Source organism: Dyella sp. (assembly GCF_051954575.1).
Classification (GTDB): domain Bacteria; phylum Pseudomonadota; class Gammaproteobacteria; order Xanthomonadales; family Rhodanobacteraceae; genus Dyella_B.
Window position 1 is genome coordinate 1 of sequence record NZ_JBQCHP010000059.1, and the last position, 17,922, is coordinate 17,922.

Consider the following 17,922-nt stretch of genomic DNA (forward strand, 5'->3'; position numbering starts at 1 on the left):
CCGGGCTGGCCGTCGCGCGGGATGCCGCCTTCGACGCCCCACTGGAACATCTTCATCGAATCGGTCAGTTCGTGATCGGCTTTTTGCTTGAGCTGCTGGTGCATCGCGTCGCGCGCGGCGGCGCTGCCCAGATGCGTCAAGCCGGTGCCGGTGACCAGGCAATGCGCGGGATCGGGATGATGCAGCGGACTCAACACGCGTTGCCCCGACAGTGCATCGCGATAGCTCAGTGTTTTATCACCCTTCTGCGCGCGGGCAGCCTGCTCGAGCGTGTGGCCCGCGGCGATCGCCGCTCGGGCCAGGTCGTACATGGAGGAGATGCCATCCAGCAAGCGCACCTGTCCGCCGTCGTCATCCACCACGCCAACGCGCGTCGCGGCGGCATCATCGAGAAGCTGGATCAATCGCATCGTGTCGTCCTACCTCGCAAACACAGTGAGGCCGGATGCGCGGGCCTGCCATGCCAGAGGCCTCGGCAGTCCGGCGGCAGGCCCGGTTCTGGCTATTTTGCGATTGCAACGGATATACAACAAATATAGATTTGGAACACATCGATATCAAAGCACGTATATCAGCCCATGCACTCCAATCCCTGGTTCGTCCGCGCGCGTCTAAAGACGCGCCAGCTCATGCTGCTGATCGCCATCGACGAGGAGGGCAATATCCACCGCGCCGCCGAAGTCCTCAATATGTCGCAGCCGGCGGCATCGAAGCTGCTCAAGGATCTGGAGGACATGCTGGGCGTACCGCTGTTCGAGCGGCTGCCACGCGGCATGCGCCCGACCTGGTACGGCGAAAGCCTGATCCGCCACGCGCGCATTTCCCTCTCCAGCCTGCGTGAGGCGGGCGCGGAGATCGAAGCGCTGAAGACCGGCCAGGCCGGCAGTGTCGCCATTGGCGCCATCGCCGGCCCCTCGATGACCTTGCTGCCCAGTGCGCTGGCGCGCATCACCCGCGAGCGCCCGGACCTGCGCGTATCGCTGCTGGTGGAAAGCAGCGACGTGCTGCTGGAACGGCTGGCGCAGAATCGCGTGGATTTCCTGGTGGCGCGCCTGTTCGCGCGGCACGACAAGAGCCAGCTGCTGTACGAGGCGCTGGCCGAGGAAGAAGTGTGCGCGATCGTGCGCCCGCAGCATCCGGTGCTGTCGTTGCCCAAGGTGGAACTGACCCATCTTGCCAAGGCGGACTGGATCGTGCCGCCGGTCGGCAGCGTGCTGCGCCATCGTTTCGAGCTGATGTTCCAGAGCGCCGGCCTGGAGCCGCCGCGGCAGGTCATCGGCACGGCGGCGCTGATGTTCCTCTCCAAGATCCTGCAGGAGACCGACTATATGGCGGTGGTGCCCACCGATGTCGCCCGCCACTATGCGGAATTTGGCATGGTGGCGGTGGTGCCGTACGAGCTGTCCTGCCGCATGGATTCGTTCGGCATCATCACCCGCCGCGACTGGCTGCTGTCGCCCGCGGCGCATACGGTGTTGCAGGCGGTGAAGGCGGCGGCGGTGCAGGTTTATGGTTCGGCGGTCGATTGAGGGTTGCGTGTGTTCCCGTATGCAGGACCTGATTAGCGTCGAGCCTCAGCTGTGCGAATGACGGCTCCCTCCCCTGCGTGCAGGGGAGGGCTGGGGTGGGCTTGTTTGAGCTTGCCGCATCGTTGAAATGCCACGCGAGGTTGCTTCACTCCACCCCAACCCTCCCCTACTACACGTAGGGGAGGGAGCGAATATCGGCTGGCTGGTACGCAACGCTAAAGAAATACGCACCGATAAAGAAATACGCACCGATAAGCATATGTATATCGATGCGGCAAATATTGTCATTTTTACCGTATCACTATGCTCTGTAGCATCGGTGGCCTACAGCGTCCTCATCTGACAGGCCGAAACGCCGCGCGCTTTTCGTCGCTGCCGCCACCGAAGGAATCCCTTTCTTTATGGGCTCACCCAAGAAGCCGTCCAGACGCAGCCAGGAATGGTTTGGCCGGGAAGGCAAACAAGGCTTCTATTACCGCAGCTGGCTGAAAAGCCTCGGGCTGCCGCATGAGATGTTCGATGGCCGCCCGGTGATCGGCATCTGCAATACCTGGTCGGAACTCACGCCGTGCAACGCATCGTTCCGCGAGCTGGCCGAGCACGTGAAACGCGGTGTGTACGAAGCCGGTGGTTTTCCGCTGGAATTCCCGGTGATGTCGCTGGGCGAAACCCAGGTGCGGCCCACCGCCATGCTGTGGCGCAACCTGGCCAGCATGGACGTCGAGGAATCGATCCGCGCCAATCCGCTCGACGGCGTAGTGTTGCTGATGGGCTGCGACAAGACCACGCCCTCGCTGCTGATGGGCGCGGCCAGCGTCGACCTGCCCACTATCGGCCTGTCCGGCGGTGCGTCGCTGTCGGGCAACTGGCGCGGCTGCCCGGTGGGTTCGGGTACCGGCGTGATCCAGATGTCGGAGATGGTGCGCGCCGGCGAATTGAGCCAGCGCGATTTCGTCGAGGCCGAAGCGTCCATGCAGCGCTCCAAGGGCAGCTGCATGACCATGGGCACCGCCTCGACCAGGGCCTCCATGGTCGAAGCACTCGGCATGTCGCTGCCGGAAAACGCGGCGATTCCCGCGGTGGATGCGCGCCGTTTCCGCCTTGCCCATCTGACCGGCCGGCGCATCGTCGAGATGGTGAAGGAAGACCTGCGCATGTCGCGCATTCTCACCCGCAACGCCTTCGAGAACGCGATCAAGACCAATGCCGCGATCGGTGGTTCGACCAATGCGGTGATCCATCTGCTTGCGCTGGCCGGCCGCATCGGCGTGCCGCTGAGCCTGGACGATTGGGATCGCCTGGGCTCGCGCCTGCCGTGCCTGGTCAACCTGAAACCCTCCGGCGAATACCTGATGGAGGATTTCTATTACGCCGGCGGTCTTCCGGCGGTGTTGCGCGAAATCTCCGAGCATCTGGCCTTGGACGCGCTCACCGCCAATGGCCGTACGCTTGGCGAGAACATTGCCGATGCGCTGTGCTGGAATCGCGACGTGATCCGTCCGCTGGCCGAACCGTTCAAGCCCGAAGCGGGCATCGCGGTACTGCACGGCAACCTGGCGCCGAACGGCGCGGTGATCAAGCCGTCGGCGGCTTCACCGCAGCTGTTGCAGCATCGCGGCCGCGCCGTGGTGTTCGAGAACATCGAGGAACTCAAGGCGCGCATCGATGATGAAGCGCTCGACATCGACGAAACCTGCGTGATGGTGCTGAAGAACTGCGGCCCGCGCGGTTATCCCGGCATGGCCGAAGTGGGCAACATGCCGCTACCGCCAAAGCTGCTCAAGCGCGGCATCACCGACATCATCCGTATTTCCGATGCGCGTATGAGCGGCACTGCGTACGGCACGGTGGTGCTGCATGTTTCGCCTGAAGCGGCGGCAGGCGGTACGTTGGCTTTGGTACGCAACGGCGATTTCATCGAGCTGGATGTGCCGAATCGCCGCTTGCATCTGGACGTGCCGGAAGAGGAATTGGCGCAACGTCGCGCCGAATGGAAAGCACCCGCTTCGCCAGCACGTGGCTGGACGAAACTTTATGTGGATCATGTGCAGCAGGCGCACCTGGGTGCCGATCTGGACATCCTGGTCGGCGGTAGCGGCGATGAAGTGGGGCGCGATTCGCATTGAATTCGCGCCATATCGTAGGCTGGGATGAAATCCCAGCACATCCATGGCGATGCTGGGATTTCATCCCAGCCTACATGGCAATCAGGTGCTGTAGGTGCGATCTTTCCAACGTGAGCGCACACCGCGCCAATAACGAATGGCCGAACTCCAGGTCATGCCCAGATACAGCATGGCGCCCAATGGCAACAGCAGTGCCCAAGCCAGGCGCATGTGGTAGTAACGCAACATGGGCAGATAGCTGAGCATCATCGCGACCAGCGCGATCAAACCCAGACGCCACGCAACCGGCGAAGCCAGCAACACAAACGGCAGACCGTAGGCGATGGCAAACAGGATGGTTACCACCAGCAACAGCAAGGTCGAGTAACCGAGCTGTGTAAACGCCGAGCGCGCGACCATGTCGTGAATCGAACCCAGGCTGCCGTAAGGACGCAGGCTCACCACGCCACGACTAAGACCCAGCCACGTGCGATAACCGGCATTCTTCACTTGCCGCGCCAGCGTGCAATCGTCGATCAAGGCATTGCGCAAACTGGCGAATGCACCTGCGCGCTGCAGCGCTTCGGTATCGACCAGGATGCAGCCACCGGCCGCCGCCGCAACCAGGCGCGAAGATGAGTTGGAAACGGAAAACGGATACAGCAGCTTGAAGTAGTAGACGAACGCCGGCAGCAGCAGGCGATCCCAGAAACTGGTGCGGCGCAGGTCCGCCATCAGCGAGACGAACTGGCGGTTATCGCGTTGCTTGTGGGCAAGCAGTGCCGGCAGCAATCCGGGTTGCAATTGGATGTCCGCATCCAGCAGCAGGGTAATCGGCGTATGCACGTGCGCCTTGCCCTGCTCCAGCGCCCATAGCTTGCCGGCCCAGCCTTGCGGCAGCGGCTGGCCGGAGATCACGCTTACGTTGGGAAACGATGCGGCGATCCTGGCGGTGTCGTCGGTGGACTGATCGTCGACTACGATCACTTGCAGGCCGCTACCTTGCACCTGCAAACCCGCCAGCGTGAGGCCGATCACGTCGGCCTCGTTGCGTGCAGGAATCAGCACGGTGATCTGGCTGAGATCGACCGGCCTGGCATGCGGGTCGGCTTCGATGCGTTCACGCGTACTCCAGGGCCGCCACGGTACCAGCAGCAGGCCCACCCACATCAATGCCGGCAGCGACGCGGCAATCCAAACCACTATGCCCATCGTTATCGGCGCTTGGTGTTTAGTGATTCGCCTCGGTACTCGTTTCCGTGCTGCGACGCTGGATCGAGCTGATCGGAATATGGATCGCCGTGGCATCGGCGCGATTGCCGTACTTCACCGGCAGATCCGGCGCCATCGGGCCATCGGTGCGCGGACCGAACATCGACACCTTCAGCGCCTTCAGCGGATGCGCGAACATGTCGTTCACCGCGGTGCCTTCAAAGCCGCAGTGCGCCATGCAGTTGTCGCACTTCGGATTGATGCCCACGCCATACTTTTCCCACTCGGTGTCTTCCATCAACTCCTTGTAGGTCTTGGCGTAACCCTCGTCCACCAGCAGGTAGCACGGCTTCTGCCAGCCGAAGATGTTGTAGGTGGGATTGGACCACGGCGTGCACTGGTAGCTCTGGTTGCCCGCGATGAAGTCCACGAACATCGCCGACTGGTTGAACGCCCACTTGCGCTTGCGCTCCTTGCCGATCTTGAAGATATCGCGGAACAGCTGCTTGCTTTCGGTGCGGCCGAGGAACACGTCCTGGCTCGGCGCGTGCTGGTAGCTGTAACCGGGCGATACGGTGATGCCTTCCACGCCCAGTTCCATCGCGTAATCGAAGAAGTTGGCGACTTCTTCGGGTGTCTCATTGTTGAACAGCGTGCAGTTCACCGTGACGCGGAAGCCTTTCGACAGCGCCAGCTTGATCGCCGCCACGGCCTTATCGAACACGCCGTCCATGCACACGGATTTGTCGTGCTGCTTCTCCAGGCCGTCCAGATGCACCGACCAGGTGAAGTACGGCGAGGGCTTGTATTCGTCGATGTGCTTGGGCATCAGGATCGCATTGGTGCACAGATACACGAACTTCTTGCGCGCCACGATGCCTTCGACGATCTTCGGTAGATCCTTGTGGATCAGCGGTTCGCCGCCGGGAATCGAAACCACCGGTGCGTCGCATTCGTCCACCGCGGCCAGCGCCTGCTCCACGCTCATGCGCTTTTGCAGGATTTCCTTCGGCTGGTCGATCTTGCCGCAGCCGGCACATGCCAGATTGCATTGGAACAACGGCTCCAACATCATCGCCAGCGGGTAGCGCTTCTGACCACTCAGCTTCTTCTTGATGATGTATTGAGCGATCGTGGTTTGCTGAATAAGAGGGATACCCAAGGGACTTCTCCGGAATGTCTGGACGCCTGTACCGCAGGGCGCCTGAAAATCTTACCTGTTCAGTACAGTATAAGTCACTCGAACGTCAGCCACGGTCCTGGCTGCGTCCGGCCGTTAACCTTTGAGCACCTTCGGGTGCTCGCGGCGAATTCGTTCCCACTCGATCTTGAACCAGGGCGTGAAGGCCTCCGGCTTGGCCGCTATTTCCGCGTCCAGCGCATCCGGCGCGATATAGCGCAAACCCGAGATTTCGTTGATGTTCACCGTCGGCGCATTGTCGCTGCGGCCCGCGTAGACCCAGCACAGCTCGTGCTCGGCACCGTCCGCATCGAACTGCGCCTGATACTGGAACTTGAACAGATACGTGAGCGAGCAAGCCAGCCCCAGTTCTTCCTTGAGGCGACGATGGATGGCGGTATCGATGGTTTCGCCGCGGCGCGGATGGCTGCAGCAGGTGTTCGACCAGTAACCCGGCCACAACCGCTTGCCCGGCGCGCGCTGCTGCAGCAGCAGTTCGCCCTTCGTGTTGAACACGAACAAGGAGAACGCGCGATGCAGCGTGCCCTTGCCGACGTGCGCGGAGGCCTTGTCGAGAAAACCGATCTCGCGATCGTCGCTGTCGACCAGCACCAGCGGCTCGTCGTCGAACGACACCACTTCGTTGGAATCGCGCCAGTCCTGGCGCTCGAGTTCTGTGTTATCCAATGTCGACCTCCATCGCCTGGTAGCCGGCATCGCGAATCGACGCGGCCACCTTTTCGCGATTCTGCGGGCACAGCGCAACGATCGAACCACCGCCGCCGCCGCCCGTGAGCTTGGCGCCCAGTGCGCCGTGTTCGCGTGCGATCTGCACCAGTTCTTCCACTTCCCAGCTCGATACGCGCAGCGCGTTGAGCAGGCCGTGGCAGATGTTCATCAAATCACCGAGGCGTTCCAGGTCGTACTGCTGCATCGCTTCCACGCCTTGCAGCGTGAGCGCGTCGATCTGCTGGAAGATGCCGTCGTATAGCGCCGGGTTGCGCTGCCACGCGGTGCGCACCTTGCCGACCGTCACCGCGGTGAGGCTTTCCTTGCCGCTGATGCCGATCACCAACGGAATGCGCTTGGGCAGATGCAGCTCGCGCACCATCGGCGCCTCGCCCTTCTTGGCGGCGCGCTTGTAGAGCAGCGGCTTGCCATAGGTGGCCACCGTGTTGTCGATGCCCGAGGCCGAACCGTGCGCGACTTCCTCGCAACGGAATGCCAGCGCGTTGATCTCTTCGTCGGAAAGGCCCAGCTTGTAGTGCTGGTCTAGCGCGCGGATCACCGCCACAGCCATCGCGGCCGAACCGCCCAGGCCCATCGCACGCGGCACGTTGGGGAACACTTCGATGCGCATCGAGCGATCGGTCAGCTGCAGTTCGTCGAAGATGATACCGAGCGAACGCTGGAACGAATCGCGGTGCGCCGGATCACGATGCAGGCGGTATTCCACGCCCCAGCGCGGAATGAACATGTCCACGCCACCGGACTTCGTATCCTGCGCCACCGCACGCACCGCCAGCGGTACGGGTGCAGCGACGGCATGGCTGCCGTACACCACCGCGTGCTCGCCGAGCAGGATGATCTTGCCGTGACCGCAGGCGCGATGATCCACCGACGGTTGCTCGATGGTGGTCAGCGGCACGCCGCGCGACTCCTGGCGCACCTGCTCGACGATCTCCTGCGCTTTCCAGATCTTGATCTCGCCGGTTTCCACAAGGCGCTCCACCACCGTATCGAAAATTTCCGGCGTGGCGCCAGCCGCCACCGCAACGCTGCGTGCATGCAGCGTCATGTGACCCTGCTGGATGCCTTCGGTAACCAGCGCGCGCAAGGCGGAGAAGTTCTGCGCCAGGCCGACCGCGCCCATGATTTCGGCCAGTTCGCGCGCGGTCTTCACGCCGAGCAGGCGCAGGTTGAGCGCGACGGTGGCGTTCGATTGCAACGGACCACCAACGGTGCCGACCTTCATCGGAATGTCGAGCTCGCCGATCAGCTCGCCCTTCTCGCCCTTGTACCAGCGCGTGAGCGAGGTGTAGCGACCGCCGCGTGCGGCATATGCATGCGCGGCCGCTTCGATCGCGCGCCAGTCGTTGCCGGTGGCCAGCGCGACGGCGTCGACGCCGTTCATGATGCCCTTGTTGTGCGTGGCCGCGCGATACGGATCGATGCTGGCGAACTCGTTCGCGAGCACGATGCCGTCACGCACTTCCTCGCCTTCGAAACCCTTGCCGGTGAGCTGGTCGGCGGGAATCACGCAACGCGCACGCACCATCGACCGATCGGTGAGATTGGAAAGAATGCGCAAGAAAACCCGGCCGCCGGTCATCGTTTCCACCAGCGAGGCGATGCCTTCGCACATGGTGTTGACGAGGTTGGCGCCCATCGCGTCGCGCGTGTCGACCAGCAGATGCAGCACCAGCATGTCGCCGCCTTCGGGGCGCGGATGCACGTGCACTTCCAGGTCCTGCGCGCCGCCGCCGCGCGCCACCATCTGCGGGTGCAGGCTGTTGGCGAGGTTGAGCAGTTCGTCCTTGCGCTGGAGCAGCGCGGCCTTGGCGTGCGCCAGGTGCGGCACGTCCACCACCTGCACCTGGCCGATCAGTACCGGCTCGGTGCTTTCCACTGTGAAGCCGCCGGTGCCGCGCACCAGCTTGGCCGCCGACGACAGTGCCGCGACGATGGAGGGTTCTTCCACCACCAGCGGCACGATGTAGTCGCGGCCGTTGACCAGGAAGTTCAGACCCAAACCCACCGGCAAGCCCATCACGCCGACGACGTTCTCGATCATCTTGTCGGCTTTGTGGATCTTCAGCGTGTGCTCGCCGGAGACCAGCGCCTGATAATCCTCGGCCGATAACCAGCCACGCTCATGGATGATGCGTACGCGGTCGGACACCGAGAGTTTGTAGAAAGCGGGAAATCGGGACCGTTCGGCACTCGAAGATTCGGCGCTCATAAGCCTTAAGCACTCCGTGATAGGTCGAAAGTCACAGACCCTGGCGTCACGGCGTTGCAAGCGGCACGGATGCCATGACGGAGGGTGGGGGCTGTGATCACGTCAATGTCCTTGCGGGGGAAATGCCGCATCCGTGCGCATATGGCAACTCACCCCTTGGGAATCAAGCCCCAGGGGAACGACGTGCATACCGGCGCAGACAATGACGCGTTCAAATGTCGCCAACCTTTCCGCGTCCTCGGCAAAAACCACGCCGAAGTCACCGCCGGCGCCGCAAGGCTTATAGCTGACATCGGTGCCGGAAGCCATACCGGCAAGCTCTTTTTGTGCGGGGGAATAGATTTCCAGCCCGCAGGCGGCGCCGAAACGCTGCAGGCCCCGCGCATAATCTTTTGTAAGGCCGATGAAAGACGGCAGATCCCGCCGCTTCAACGCATCGATCGCCGCCGCGGAAACCAGGCCCAGTTCGCGCATATGCGCGTCGTAGTCCTGGGCATGGCTTTGCCGCCAATGCGCCAGGTGCTGCAACGACTGGTTGGTGGATACCGACTGGCCCGACCATACGAACAGGCAGTGCAGGCCGTCTGTCGAAAGCGCTTCATAGGTGGGCTCGCGCGTAGCGCCAACGAGCTGATAGCCGATCAAGCCACCCGCCACGCTGGCCGCCACGTCGACACCGCTGCCGCGGCCGCCTTGCCAATCGCCATGCATGTGCAGCAGCCGGCGCATCCACTGCGTGCGATCGGTGATCGCATCGCCGTGGCCGGCATAGCTCGCCAGCGCCGAAGCGAGCGCCACGGTCAGGGCCGCACTGGAACCCAGCCCGAGCTTGGACACGCCATCGGCATGAAAGAAGCCGGAGGTATCCAGGTACAGATCGAATCCTTTTCCCGATACCGGCGCGAGACCTTCGCGCAGCATGCCGTGCCAGACATGGTCGACCAATGTCAGCTTGGCCTTGCTTGCCTCATCGCACTGCCATTGCCATTGGCCGTTCTCGCCCATGAGCGCACGCGCGCTGGGAATGCCCAGATCCGGCGCATGCACGTCGCAGGCTTGATCCTCGCGCGACACGATCCGTACCTGCGCGCGGCGATCGACTGCCTGCACCAGGGCGCGCGCGCCTTCCAGTACCGCGTAATCGCCCAGCAGAACCAGCTTGGCGGGAGCGCTGGCGACGACTTCCATCAGGCCTCCACCAGGTCCGTGGCGATCGCGCGCGCGCCTTCGCCCAGGCCGGTGTCGAGCACTTCGAGCACGCCGGGCACATCGCGCAGAGCGGTCTTCACCTGTTCGATCGCCGATGGCGCGCAAACCGCCTTCACCTGCGGACCGGCATCGACCGTGAAGAACACTGGCACACCTTGCTGACGCAACGCACGCACGCGATGCATGCATTCCACCGTGGCGCCGTTCCAGTACAGCAAGCCCGGCTGCGCGGCCAGCGCCAGCGCATGCATCTTCAGGCAGCTGTATTCGGAGATCTGCGCCAGCGCATCGAAATCGCGCGCGAGCACGGCGTTGCGCGCCACGCTCAAATCAGCCTCTTGCGTGTCGATCCACGCGGATTGATACGGCGAAGTCTCGGCGGTGCGGCGCATGCCTTCGGTGGAGCCCACCTGCTTGGCGGCGGTGGAGGTGATCGCCACTGCCACACGTAATGGCCATGCGTTGGCGTCCAGCACTGGACGCGCCACCGAATCGGTGCCATCGGCAAGCTTGCCGTGCGCCCATTCCACATAGCCGCCGAAGATGGAGCGCGCAGCCGAGCCGGAACAGCGGCGCGCCAGCACCGATTGCTCGTCCAGGCTCAGGTTCAAACCCAATGCACGCGCACCAGCATGCACCAAGGCGGCAAAGCCCGATGCCGACGAAGCCAGGCCCGCGGCGGTAGGGAAGTTGTTGCGGCTCGCCACGTTCGCGCCGTAGTCGACGCCGGCACGCGCACGCAGCAGGTCCAGGCACTTGCTGATGCGCCGGGTTTCGGCGTCGTCACTGCGACCGTTGAGGCTGGCCCAATCCTGCTTCTGCCCTGGCACGAACTGCACGTCGGTGCGCGTCCACAGGCTTTCCAGCGTGATGGAGAGCGAACCGACCACCGGCAGGTTCAGCGCAACGTCGCGCTTGCCCCAGTACTTGATCAAGGCGATGTTGGGTTGCGCCTGGGAGGCAGCACGCAATTCACCGGATGCATCGGTGCGTGGTTCGCGGTTCATGATGTCTCGCTGGGGAAAGGAAACTTTGTATTCCGGCCGGTTACTTGCCCGGCGCGTCCGGCACGAAGGGCAGTTGACCTGGCGCAGGTGGCCGCATGGTGACGCGGGTCCACACGGTGCTGCCACCGAACAGGCTGATGCCGATATAGCCATGCAGCTGCAACCGGTCCGGGCCGCGCAGCCGAACCCAGCAATTATAGGTGCGGCCGTCGTCCGAGTTATAGACGTGGCCGCCTTTCCACTTCTTGCTGCCCGGGTCGAACTTGAGCCCGGTGAGCAAGCGCAGCCCGGTCAACGGCCGGGAACGCAAGGCCGGATCGGGATTGTGGCGGTCGGTGACGATCTTGCCGTTGAGTTCAGGGCCGTCTTCGGGCCCATAGGTATCGTGCAATTGCCACAGGATGGTGCCCTGATATTCGTCGCCGACCTGCTCGATGCGAATGACGGCGTCACGGCTTTCCACCAGCCAGTCGCCCACGATGGCCGCAGGCGTGGGCACGTAAGGGTCGGCCGCATGCGCCGCAACGCTCAACAGCAAAAAGGCCAATGCGCTCAACCAGGCACCCTTTCTCATCGCAAACCCTCTTGCATCATCGCGAGCCAGGCCTCATATGTGCGCGCTTCGTGTCGACGCATTCCCGGTAGCATAAACGTCTATGTCCTCGAACTGGTTGCTCGACACCCTCCACGCAGTGGGCATCGCGCTGGCATTTGCCGCGGCAGGCTATGCCTGCGTAGCGCTATGGGCGGTGATGAAAGGATCACGAAAGCCGCAACGAGTTCCACCAGACCCTACCCCGCCCCGCCCCGCCAGCGTGCTCAAGCCGCTGCATGGTGCCGAACCCAGGCTGTACGAGAACCTGCGCAGCTTCTGCCGGCAGACGCATCCGGAGTACCAGCTGGTGTTCGGGGTGCGCGATCCGGAAGACTCGGCCATCGCCGTGGTGAAGCGCTTGCGCGGGGAATTTCCGCAGCGTTCCATCGCCATGGTGGTCGATCCACGCGTGCATGGCGCGAACTTCAAAGTCAGCAACCTCATCAACATGCTGCCGCATGCAGAGCACGATCTGCTGGTGCTGGCCGACGCCGATATCCATGTCGGACCGGATTACCTGACGCGCGTCACCGCGCCGCTGGCCGACTCCGGCGTGGGCATCGTCACCTGCCTCTACTACGGCATTCCCGGGCCTTCGTTGTGGTCGCGGCTTGGCCGTCTATTCATCGACGACTGGTTCGCGCCTTCGGTACGGCTTTCGCATGCCTTCGGCTCCACGCGCTTCGCGTTCGGCTCCACCATCGCCCTGCGCCGTGACAGCTTGCAATGGATCGGCGGATTCGAAGCGCTGCGCGACATCCTGGCCGACGACTTCTGGCTGGGCGAGCTCACCCGCCGCGCCGGCCTGCGCACCGTGCTGTCGGACGTGGTCGTCGGCACGGAAGTAAGCGAAAGCAAGCTGAAAGATTTGTGGTCGCATGAATTGCGCTGGCTGCGCACCATCCGCTCGATCGCTCCGTCCGGCTTTGCCATGACGTTCGTGTGCTTTACCTCGCCCTTGCTGCTGCTGGGGCTGGCCCTGGCGCCGGGCGCGTTCACACTCGGGCTCGCCGCGCTCGGTGGCGGCGCGCGGCTTTTGCTACACTTTTTGCAGCGGCGCATCAGCGATCAAGCCTTTGCCTGGCATGAAGTCCTGTTGATTCCCCTCCGCGACGCCTTATTGCTGATGGAATGGGCAGCCGCCCTCGCCGGTTGGCAGGTAAGATGGCGCGGTCAAGTACTGCATGCACGTGGCGACGGTTCAGCGCCGTAAACTGTTCGACTGGTTGAATATCTGAACGATCTGCTGTCCCCGGGCATTGAACGCCCCCGCAGGAGTCATCCGTAATGAAAACGCTTTTTCTGCAAGCTCCTTCCTTCGATGGCTTTGATGGCGGCGCGGGTTCGCGCTACCAGGCCAAACGCGAGATCAAGAGCTTCTGGTATCCCACCTGGCTGGCCCAGCCGGCCGCGATGGTGCCCGACTCGCGCGTGCTCGACGCGCCCGCCGACGAGATCTCGGTCGAAGACAGCCTGAAGATCGCCGAGGGCTACGACCTGGTGATCATCCACACCAGCACACCGTCGTTCCCCACCGATGCGAAGTTCGCCGAGCTTTTGAAGGCGCGCAAGCCGGGCGTGCTGATCGGCCTGGTCGGCGCCAAGGTGGCGGTCGATCCCACCGCTTCGCTGACCGCCTCGCCCGCAATCGATTTCGTGGCGCGCGAAGAGTTCGACTACACCTGCAAGGAAGTGGCCGAAGGCCGTCCGTTCGAAAGCATCACCGGCATCAGCTACAAGCTGGCCGATGGCAGCGTGCAGCACAACCCGCCGCGCGCGATGATCGAGAACATGGACGACCTGCCGTTCGTCGCGCCGATCTACAAGCGCGACCTGACCATCAACAACTACTTCATCGGCTACCTCAAGCACCCGTACGTGTCGATCTACACGGGCCGTGGCTGCCGCTCCAAGTGCACCTTCTGCCTGTGGCCGCAGACCGTCGGCGGCCATCGCTATCGCACGCGTTCGGCCGCGAACGTGCTGGCCGAGGCGAAGTGGATCAAGGAGAACATGCCGGAAGTGCGCGAGCTGATGTTCGACGACGACACCTTCACCGACAGCTCCAACATGGAACGCGTGCACGAGATCGCGCGCGGCCTGGGCGCGATGGGCTGGACCTGGTCGTGCAACGCCAAGGCGAACGTGCCGTACGAATCGCTGAAGATCATGAAGGAAAACGGCCTGCGCCTGCTGCTGGTCGGTTACGAATCGGGCGACGACCAGATCCTGCACAACATCAAGAAGGGCCTGCGCACCGACATCGCGCGCCGCTTCACCGAAGACTGCCGCAAGCTGGGCATCACCATCCACGGCACCTTCATCCTCGGCCTGCCGGGCGAGACGAAGGAAACGATCGAGAAGACGATCCAGTACGCCAAGGAAATCAACCCGCACACCGTGCAGGTGTCGCTGGCGGCGCCGTATCCGGGCACTTCCCTGTACAAGCAGGCGGTCGAGAACGGCTGGCTGAAAGAGAACGAAGCGGTCAACCTGGTCAACGACAAGGGCGTGCAGCTCGCGCTGATCGAATACCCGCATCTGTCGAAGCAGGAAATTTTCCACGGCGTGGAAAAGTTCTATCGCGCCTTCTACTTCCGCCCGTCGAAGATCTGGGAAATCGTCAAGGAAATGCTGACGAGTTGGGAGATGATGAAGCGCCGCCTGCGCGAAGGGGTGGAGTTCTTCCGCTTCTTGCGGGCGCACGAAGCTTAATCCGCTTCCCCGATCTTGGGCATGGGTAATCGCGATGCTCAATTTCCCTGGCCGTCATTCCCGCGCAAGCGGGAATCCATCTTGCATTGATGCACGGCGAACGTGGATTCCCGCCTTCGCGGGATTGACGGCCGGGCAAGGTTGAGCGCCGCGCAGATACCCTCTATGAATGCCCCGATGAATTCACCTTCCGCAACAGCCACCGCGCAGACGCGCCCACGCCTGATCGTCACCGCCGACGATTTCGGCCTGCACGAAGCCGTCAACGAGGCCGTCGAACGCGGCTATCGCGACGGCGTGCTGCGCGCCGCCAGCCTGATGGTGGCGGCGCCGGCGGTGGCCGACGCGGTGGCGCGCGCCACGCGCAATCCCGGCCTTGCGGTCGGCCTGCACCTGGTGCTGGCCGACGGCCGTGCGATGCTGCCGCCCACGCGCGTTCCCGATCTGGTCGATGCGCAAGGCATGTTCGATTCGAACATGGTGCGCAACGGCTTTCGCTTCTTTTTCCTGCCGCACGTGCGACGCCAGCTGGCCGACGAAATCCGCGCGCAATTCGAAGCGTTCGCGGCAACCGGCTTGAAGCTCGATCATGTCAATGCGCACAAGCATTTCCATCTGCATCCGACCATCCTCACGCTGATGCTCACCATCGGTCGTGAATATGGTTTGCGCGCGATCCGCCTGCCGTCGGAACCGGGCATGGGGCCATGGCTGCGTCCGTGGCTGGCGCTGATGCGCTGGCGACTCGATCGCGCCGATGTCGGCTACAACGATCACGTGTTCGGTCTGCGCCACAGTGGCGGCATGGACGAAGCGGTGATGCTCGACATCCTGCGCGAACTGCCGGCTGGCTTGTCGGAGATCTACCTGCATCCCGCATCACACGGGCACATCACCGAAAGCATGGCCGAATATCGGCACGCGGATGAACTCGCCGCGCTGCTCTCGCCGCACGTGCGCGAGACCATCGCCGAGCGCTATCAGCTGTGCGAAGGCTTTTCTGACCCGGCAGTCGCACCATGAGCATGAAGCTGATCAGTTACATCGCTGGCCTGCTCGGCCTCGGCGTCGCCATCGCCCTGGTGGCGCATCAAGGCTGGGGCGAAATCGCCGCGGCGATCGATCGCGCCGGCTGGCCGCTGCTGTGGCTGCTGCCGTTCCATATCCTGCCGCTGCTGTTCGACGTGATCGGCTGGCGCGTGCTGATTGCACCGCGCGATCCGCGCCGCCAGGCCACGCTGCCGTTCCTGTTCTGGGTGGCGGCGATCCGCGAGGCCAGCAATCGCCTGTTGCCGGTTGCGAACATCGGTGGCGAGATCATCGGCATCCGCCTGGTGAAGTGGCGCGGCATCGGTGGCGCCGCGGCAGCAGCCAGCGTGATCATGGAAGTGCTGCTCACGCTGGTGAACCAGTACCTGTTCACCGCGCTGGGCATCATCCTGCTGATCGAGCTGACGCAAAGCATCAGCGCGTTCAGCACGGTGATTTCCGCGCTCGCCGCCAGCCTGCCGCTGCCGATCTTCCTGATCATCATCCTGCGCCACGGCAAGGTGTTCTCGCGCCTGGAAGGATTCGCGGAAAAACTGCTGGGCGGGCGCTCCAAGCTCACCGAACTGATCGACGGCACCAATCTCGACCAGGAAATCCGCGAGCAGTATTCGCGTCCGTTGCGTCTGATGGCCGCCACCGGCTGGCAGTTCATCGGCTACGTGGTGGGCAGTTTCGAAACCTGGCTTGCGTTGCACCTGCTCGGCTATCCGATCAGCGTGTGGGACGCGATCGCCATCGAAGCCGTCACGCAGGCGCTGCGCCATATCATCTTCGTGGTACCGGCCGGCCTTGGCGTGCAGGAAGGCGGGCTGGTGCTGTTCGGCAACATGATCGGCCTGCCGCCGGAAGCAAGCGTCGCACTGTCGCTGGTCAAGCGCATGCGCGAAGTGGCGTTCGGCGTGCCGGCGCTCATTTCCTGGCAATGGGCCGAGACACGCAGGCTGTATGCCGGCTCCGCCGCTCGCGTCAGCGGTCCATCTGAAGAGAACCATTGATGACGTTCGAACACGACGCTTTTGACCCGGAAGCACTGGTGCCCGGCTTCCACGAGCCGGTGCTGCCGGAAGGCGAGCCGGACGCGGCCACCATCGCCGCCTCGGAGACGCGCACGCGTCATTGGTCGAGCACCCAGGCCGGCCGCATCAAATACGGTTCGGATGCGCACAAGCAGATGATGTGCCGCATGTTCGAAGAAACCTTCAACCCGTACCGTCCGTCGGTGCTGAAGTGGCCGACGCTGGACGATGCCGCCCTGCATCGCATCACCTCGCTGCCGATCTGGGATATCGCCGTGCAGACTGAGGGCAAGGCGCGCCTGCGCATGGCCGCGTATGCGCGCATCGTGCCCGATGCGCAGATGCGCAACGCGCTGGCGCAAAACGCGTGGGAAGAAAACCGCCACAAGGAAGTGCTCTCCAAGATGGTGCAGCACTACGGCATTGCGCTGGTGCCGGAGCCGCCCTACGAATATCCGAAAGACCCGGAATGGGCATACCTGGTCACCGGTTACAGCGAATGCATCGACAGCTTCTTCGCCTTCGGCCTGTTCAAGGTGGCGCATGATTCGGGCCTGTTCCCGCCCGAGCTGATCGACACCTTCGAGCCAGTGATGCAGGAGGAATGCCGCCATATCCTGTTGTTCGCCAACTGGGTGGCATGGCATCGGCGCAACCTCAACCTGTTCCAGCGCATCGCCTTCGAATGGAAGGTGTTCCGCGTGTGGTGGTTCCTCGGCATGGAGCGCATGGAACTGGCCAAGAGCCTGGATGCCGACGGCAACGAGCATGCGCAGGACAACAACTTCACCGTCACCGGCGCGCAATCGATGACGGAAAAGGAGTTGAGCGTGGCGGAGCTGATGGCCACCTGCGTCAGCGAAAACGACCGGCGTTTTTCAGGCTACGATCCACGTCTGCTGCGGCCGACGACGATGCCGTTTCTGGTCAAATGCGCGCTACCGGTGCTCAGGTTTTTCGAACGACGCAAGTAGGTTGGGGTGCAAACCCCAACATTGCCATGTGTACGTAACCCGGTGTTGGGGTTTGCACCCTGAGGTATCCCCACGTTTTTTAGGCAGCGGCCCCAACAAGATCAAAGACTAATCAGCAATCCGGATTTTTCCGGCCGTCATTCCCGCGAAAGCGGAGGCGCTTTTCAACAGCGAATGCTGGTCAATCCATCTTCGCCTGTGCACCAGAGCAAATGGATTCCCGCTTTCGCGGGAACGACGGCATCTGGGCAGGTGTGCACGTAAAGGAAAAACGTGGGGATGTATCAGGGTGCAAACCCCAACACCGCCGCCCACACGCGATTCGATGTTGGGGTTTGCACCCCAACCTACCGAACGGCAAGCGCTAG

At 63.1% G+C, this 17,922-nt stretch carries 14 protein-coding genes and 1 pseudogene; 7 read left to right on the plus strand and 8 right to left on the minus strand.

The window, feature by feature from the left end:
* Nucleotides 1-410, minus strand: a pseudogene (locus ACTHNE_RS08025) (AraD1 family protein); the annotation flags it as partial.
* 168 nt (nucleotides 411-578) lie between these two features.
* On the opposite strand from ACTHNE_RS08025, the gene ACTHNE_RS08030 reads away from it, so the two are divergent.
* Nucleotides 579-1,529 (plus strand): LysR family transcriptional regulator, encoded by a 951-nt coding sequence (locus ACTHNE_RS08030; RefSeq protein ID WP_324944617.1) that lies wholly within the window; start codon nucleotides 579-581, stop codon nucleotides 1,527-1,529.
* Nucleotides 1,530-1,930: 401 nt separating this feature from the next.
* Nucleotides 1,931-3,655, plus strand: a complete 1,725-nt coding sequence (locus tag ACTHNE_RS08035; protein ID WP_440268975.1) for an IlvD/Edd family dehydratase — start codon at nucleotides 1,931-1,933, stop codon at nucleotides 3,653-3,655.
* An 81-nt stretch (nucleotides 3,656-3,736) separates the two neighbouring features.
* On the opposite strand, the gene ACTHNE_RS08040 is transcribed toward ACTHNE_RS08035, so the two are convergent.
* The 7 genes from ACTHNE_RS08040 to ACTHNE_RS08070 form a co-directional block, all read right to left on the minus strand.
* A complete protein-coding gene (locus ACTHNE_RS08040) occupies nucleotides 3,737-4,846 on the minus strand; it encodes a glycosyltransferase (protein ID WP_440268976.1) in 1,110 nt (369 codons plus the stop codon).
* Between the two features lie 19 nt (nucleotides 4,847-4,865).
* Nucleotides 4,866-6,008, minus strand: coding sequence for an adenosyl-hopene transferase HpnH (gene hpnH, locus ACTHNE_RS08045; protein ID WP_324944625.1), 1,143 nt, complete (start codon nucleotides 6,006-6,008; stop codon nucleotides 4,866-4,868).
* Between the two features lie 114 nt (nucleotides 6,009-6,122).
* Nucleotides 6,123-6,713, minus strand: a complete 591-nt coding sequence (gene idi, locus ACTHNE_RS08050) for an isopentenyl-diphosphate Delta-isomerase (RefSeq protein WP_324944628.1) — start codon at nucleotides 6,711-6,713, stop codon at nucleotides 6,123-6,125.
* Complete coding sequence (locus ACTHNE_RS08055) at nucleotides 6,706-8,988, minus strand: hydroxymethylglutaryl-CoA reductase, degradative (protein ID WP_324944631.1); 2,283 nt, start codon at nucleotides 8,986-8,988, stop codon at nucleotides 6,706-6,708. Before ACTHNE_RS08055 ends, idi begins: the two co-directional genes overlap by 8 nt.
* 102 nt (nucleotides 8,989-9,090) lie before the next feature.
* Nucleotides 9,091-10,176: a mevalonate kinase family protein gene (locus ACTHNE_RS08060; protein ID WP_324944633.1), complete on the minus strand. Its 1,086-nt coding sequence runs from the start codon at nucleotides 10,174-10,176 to the stop codon at nucleotides 9,091-9,093.
* Complete coding sequence (gene mvaD / locus ACTHNE_RS08065) at nucleotides 10,176-11,204, minus strand: diphosphomevalonate decarboxylase (protein WP_324944636.1); 1,029 nt, start codon at nucleotides 11,202-11,204, stop codon at nucleotides 10,176-10,178. Before mvaD ends, ACTHNE_RS08060 begins: the two co-directional genes overlap by 1 nt.
* A 40-nt stretch (nucleotides 11,205-11,244) precedes the next feature.
* On the minus strand, nucleotides 11,245-11,760 hold the full coding sequence (locus ACTHNE_RS08070; protein WP_324944640.1) for a DUF2147 domain-containing protein: 516 nt from the start codon (nucleotides 11,758-11,760) through the stop codon (nucleotides 11,245-11,247).
* A gap of 100 nt (nucleotides 11,761-11,860) precedes the next feature.
* Between ACTHNE_RS08070 and hpnI the strand changes: the two genes are divergently transcribed.
* The 5 genes from hpnI (at nucleotide 11,861) to ACTHNE_RS08095 (ending at nucleotide 17,554) form a co-directional block, all read left to right on the plus strand.
* The gene (gene hpnI / locus ACTHNE_RS08075) at nucleotides 11,861-13,012 is read left to right on the plus strand and encodes a bacteriohopanetetrol glucosamine biosynthesis glycosyltransferase HpnI (RefSeq protein ID WP_324944643.1); all 1,152 of its coding nucleotides are present in this window, start codon (nucleotides 11,861-11,863) and stop codon (nucleotides 13,010-13,012) included.
* Between the two features lie 74 nt (nucleotides 13,013-13,086).
* On the plus strand, nucleotides 13,087-14,514 hold the full coding sequence (hpnJ, locus tag ACTHNE_RS08080) for a hopanoid biosynthesis associated radical SAM protein HpnJ (RefSeq protein WP_324944646.1): 1,428 nt from the start codon (nucleotides 13,087-13,089) through the stop codon (nucleotides 14,512-14,514).
* Between the two features lie 177 nt (nucleotides 14,515-14,691).
* Nucleotides 14,692-15,537 (plus strand): hopanoid biosynthesis-associated protein HpnK, encoded by an 846-nt coding sequence (gene hpnK, locus ACTHNE_RS08085; RefSeq protein ID WP_324944649.1) that lies wholly within the window; start codon nucleotides 14,692-14,694, stop codon nucleotides 15,535-15,537.
* Between the two features lie 2 nt (nucleotides 15,538-15,539).
* Nucleotides 15,540-16,559 (plus strand): flippase-like domain-containing protein, encoded by a 1,020-nt coding sequence (locus ACTHNE_RS08090; RefSeq protein WP_440268977.1) that lies wholly within the window; start codon nucleotides 15,540-15,542, stop codon nucleotides 16,557-16,559.
* Nucleotides 16,559-17,554 (plus strand): ferritin-like domain-containing protein, encoded by a 996-nt coding sequence (locus tag ACTHNE_RS08095; RefSeq protein ID WP_440268978.1) that lies wholly within the window; start codon nucleotides 16,559-16,561, stop codon nucleotides 17,552-17,554. The genes ACTHNE_RS08090 and ACTHNE_RS08095 overlap by 1 nt, the downstream gene beginning before the upstream one ends.
* Nucleotides 17,555-17,922: the final 368 nt, after the last annotated feature.

Bases quoted from the DNA above. Each gene is read 5' to 3' on its own strand.
- ACTHNE_RS08030 (WP_324944617.1), top strand. From the start codon at position 579: ATGCACTCCAATCCCTGGTTCGTCCGCGCGCGTCTAAAGACGCGCCAG.
- ACTHNE_RS08035 (WP_440268975.1), top strand. From the start codon at position 1,931: ATGGGCTCACCCAAGAAGCCGTCCAGACGCAGCCAGGAATGGTTTGGC.
- ACTHNE_RS08040 (WP_440268976.1), bottom strand. From the start codon at position 4,846: ATGGGCATAGTGGTTTGGATTGCCGCGTCGCTGCCGGCATTGATGTGG.
- ACTHNE_RS08055 (WP_324944631.1), bottom strand. From the start codon at position 8,988: ATGAGCGCCGAATCTTCGAGTGCCGAACGGTCCCGATTTCCCGCTTTC.
- ACTHNE_RS08060 (WP_324944633.1), bottom strand. From the start codon at position 10,176: ATGGAAGTCGTCGCCAGCGCTCCCGCCAAGCTGGTTCTGCTGGGCGAT.
- mvaD (WP_324944636.1), bottom strand. From the start codon at position 11,204: ATGAACCGCGAACCACGCACCGATGCATCCGGTGAATTGCGTGCTGCC.
- hpnI (WP_324944643.1), top strand. From the start codon at position 11,861: ATGTCCTCGAACTGGTTGCTCGACACCCTCCACGCAGTGGGCATCGCG.
- hpnJ (WP_324944646.1), top strand. From the start codon at position 13,087: ATGAAAACGCTTTTTCTGCAAGCTCCTTCCTTCGATGGCTTTGATGGC.
- hpnK (WP_324944649.1), top strand. From the start codon at position 14,692: ATGAATTCACCTTCCGCAACAGCCACCGCGCAGACGCGCCCACGCCTG.
- ACTHNE_RS08090 (WP_440268977.1), top strand. From the start codon at position 15,540: ATGAAGCTGATCAGTTACATCGCTGGCCTGCTCGGCCTCGGCGTCGCC.
- ACTHNE_RS08095 (WP_440268978.1), top strand. From the start codon at position 16,559: ATGACGTTCGAACACGACGCTTTTGACCCGGAAGCACTGGTGCCCGGC.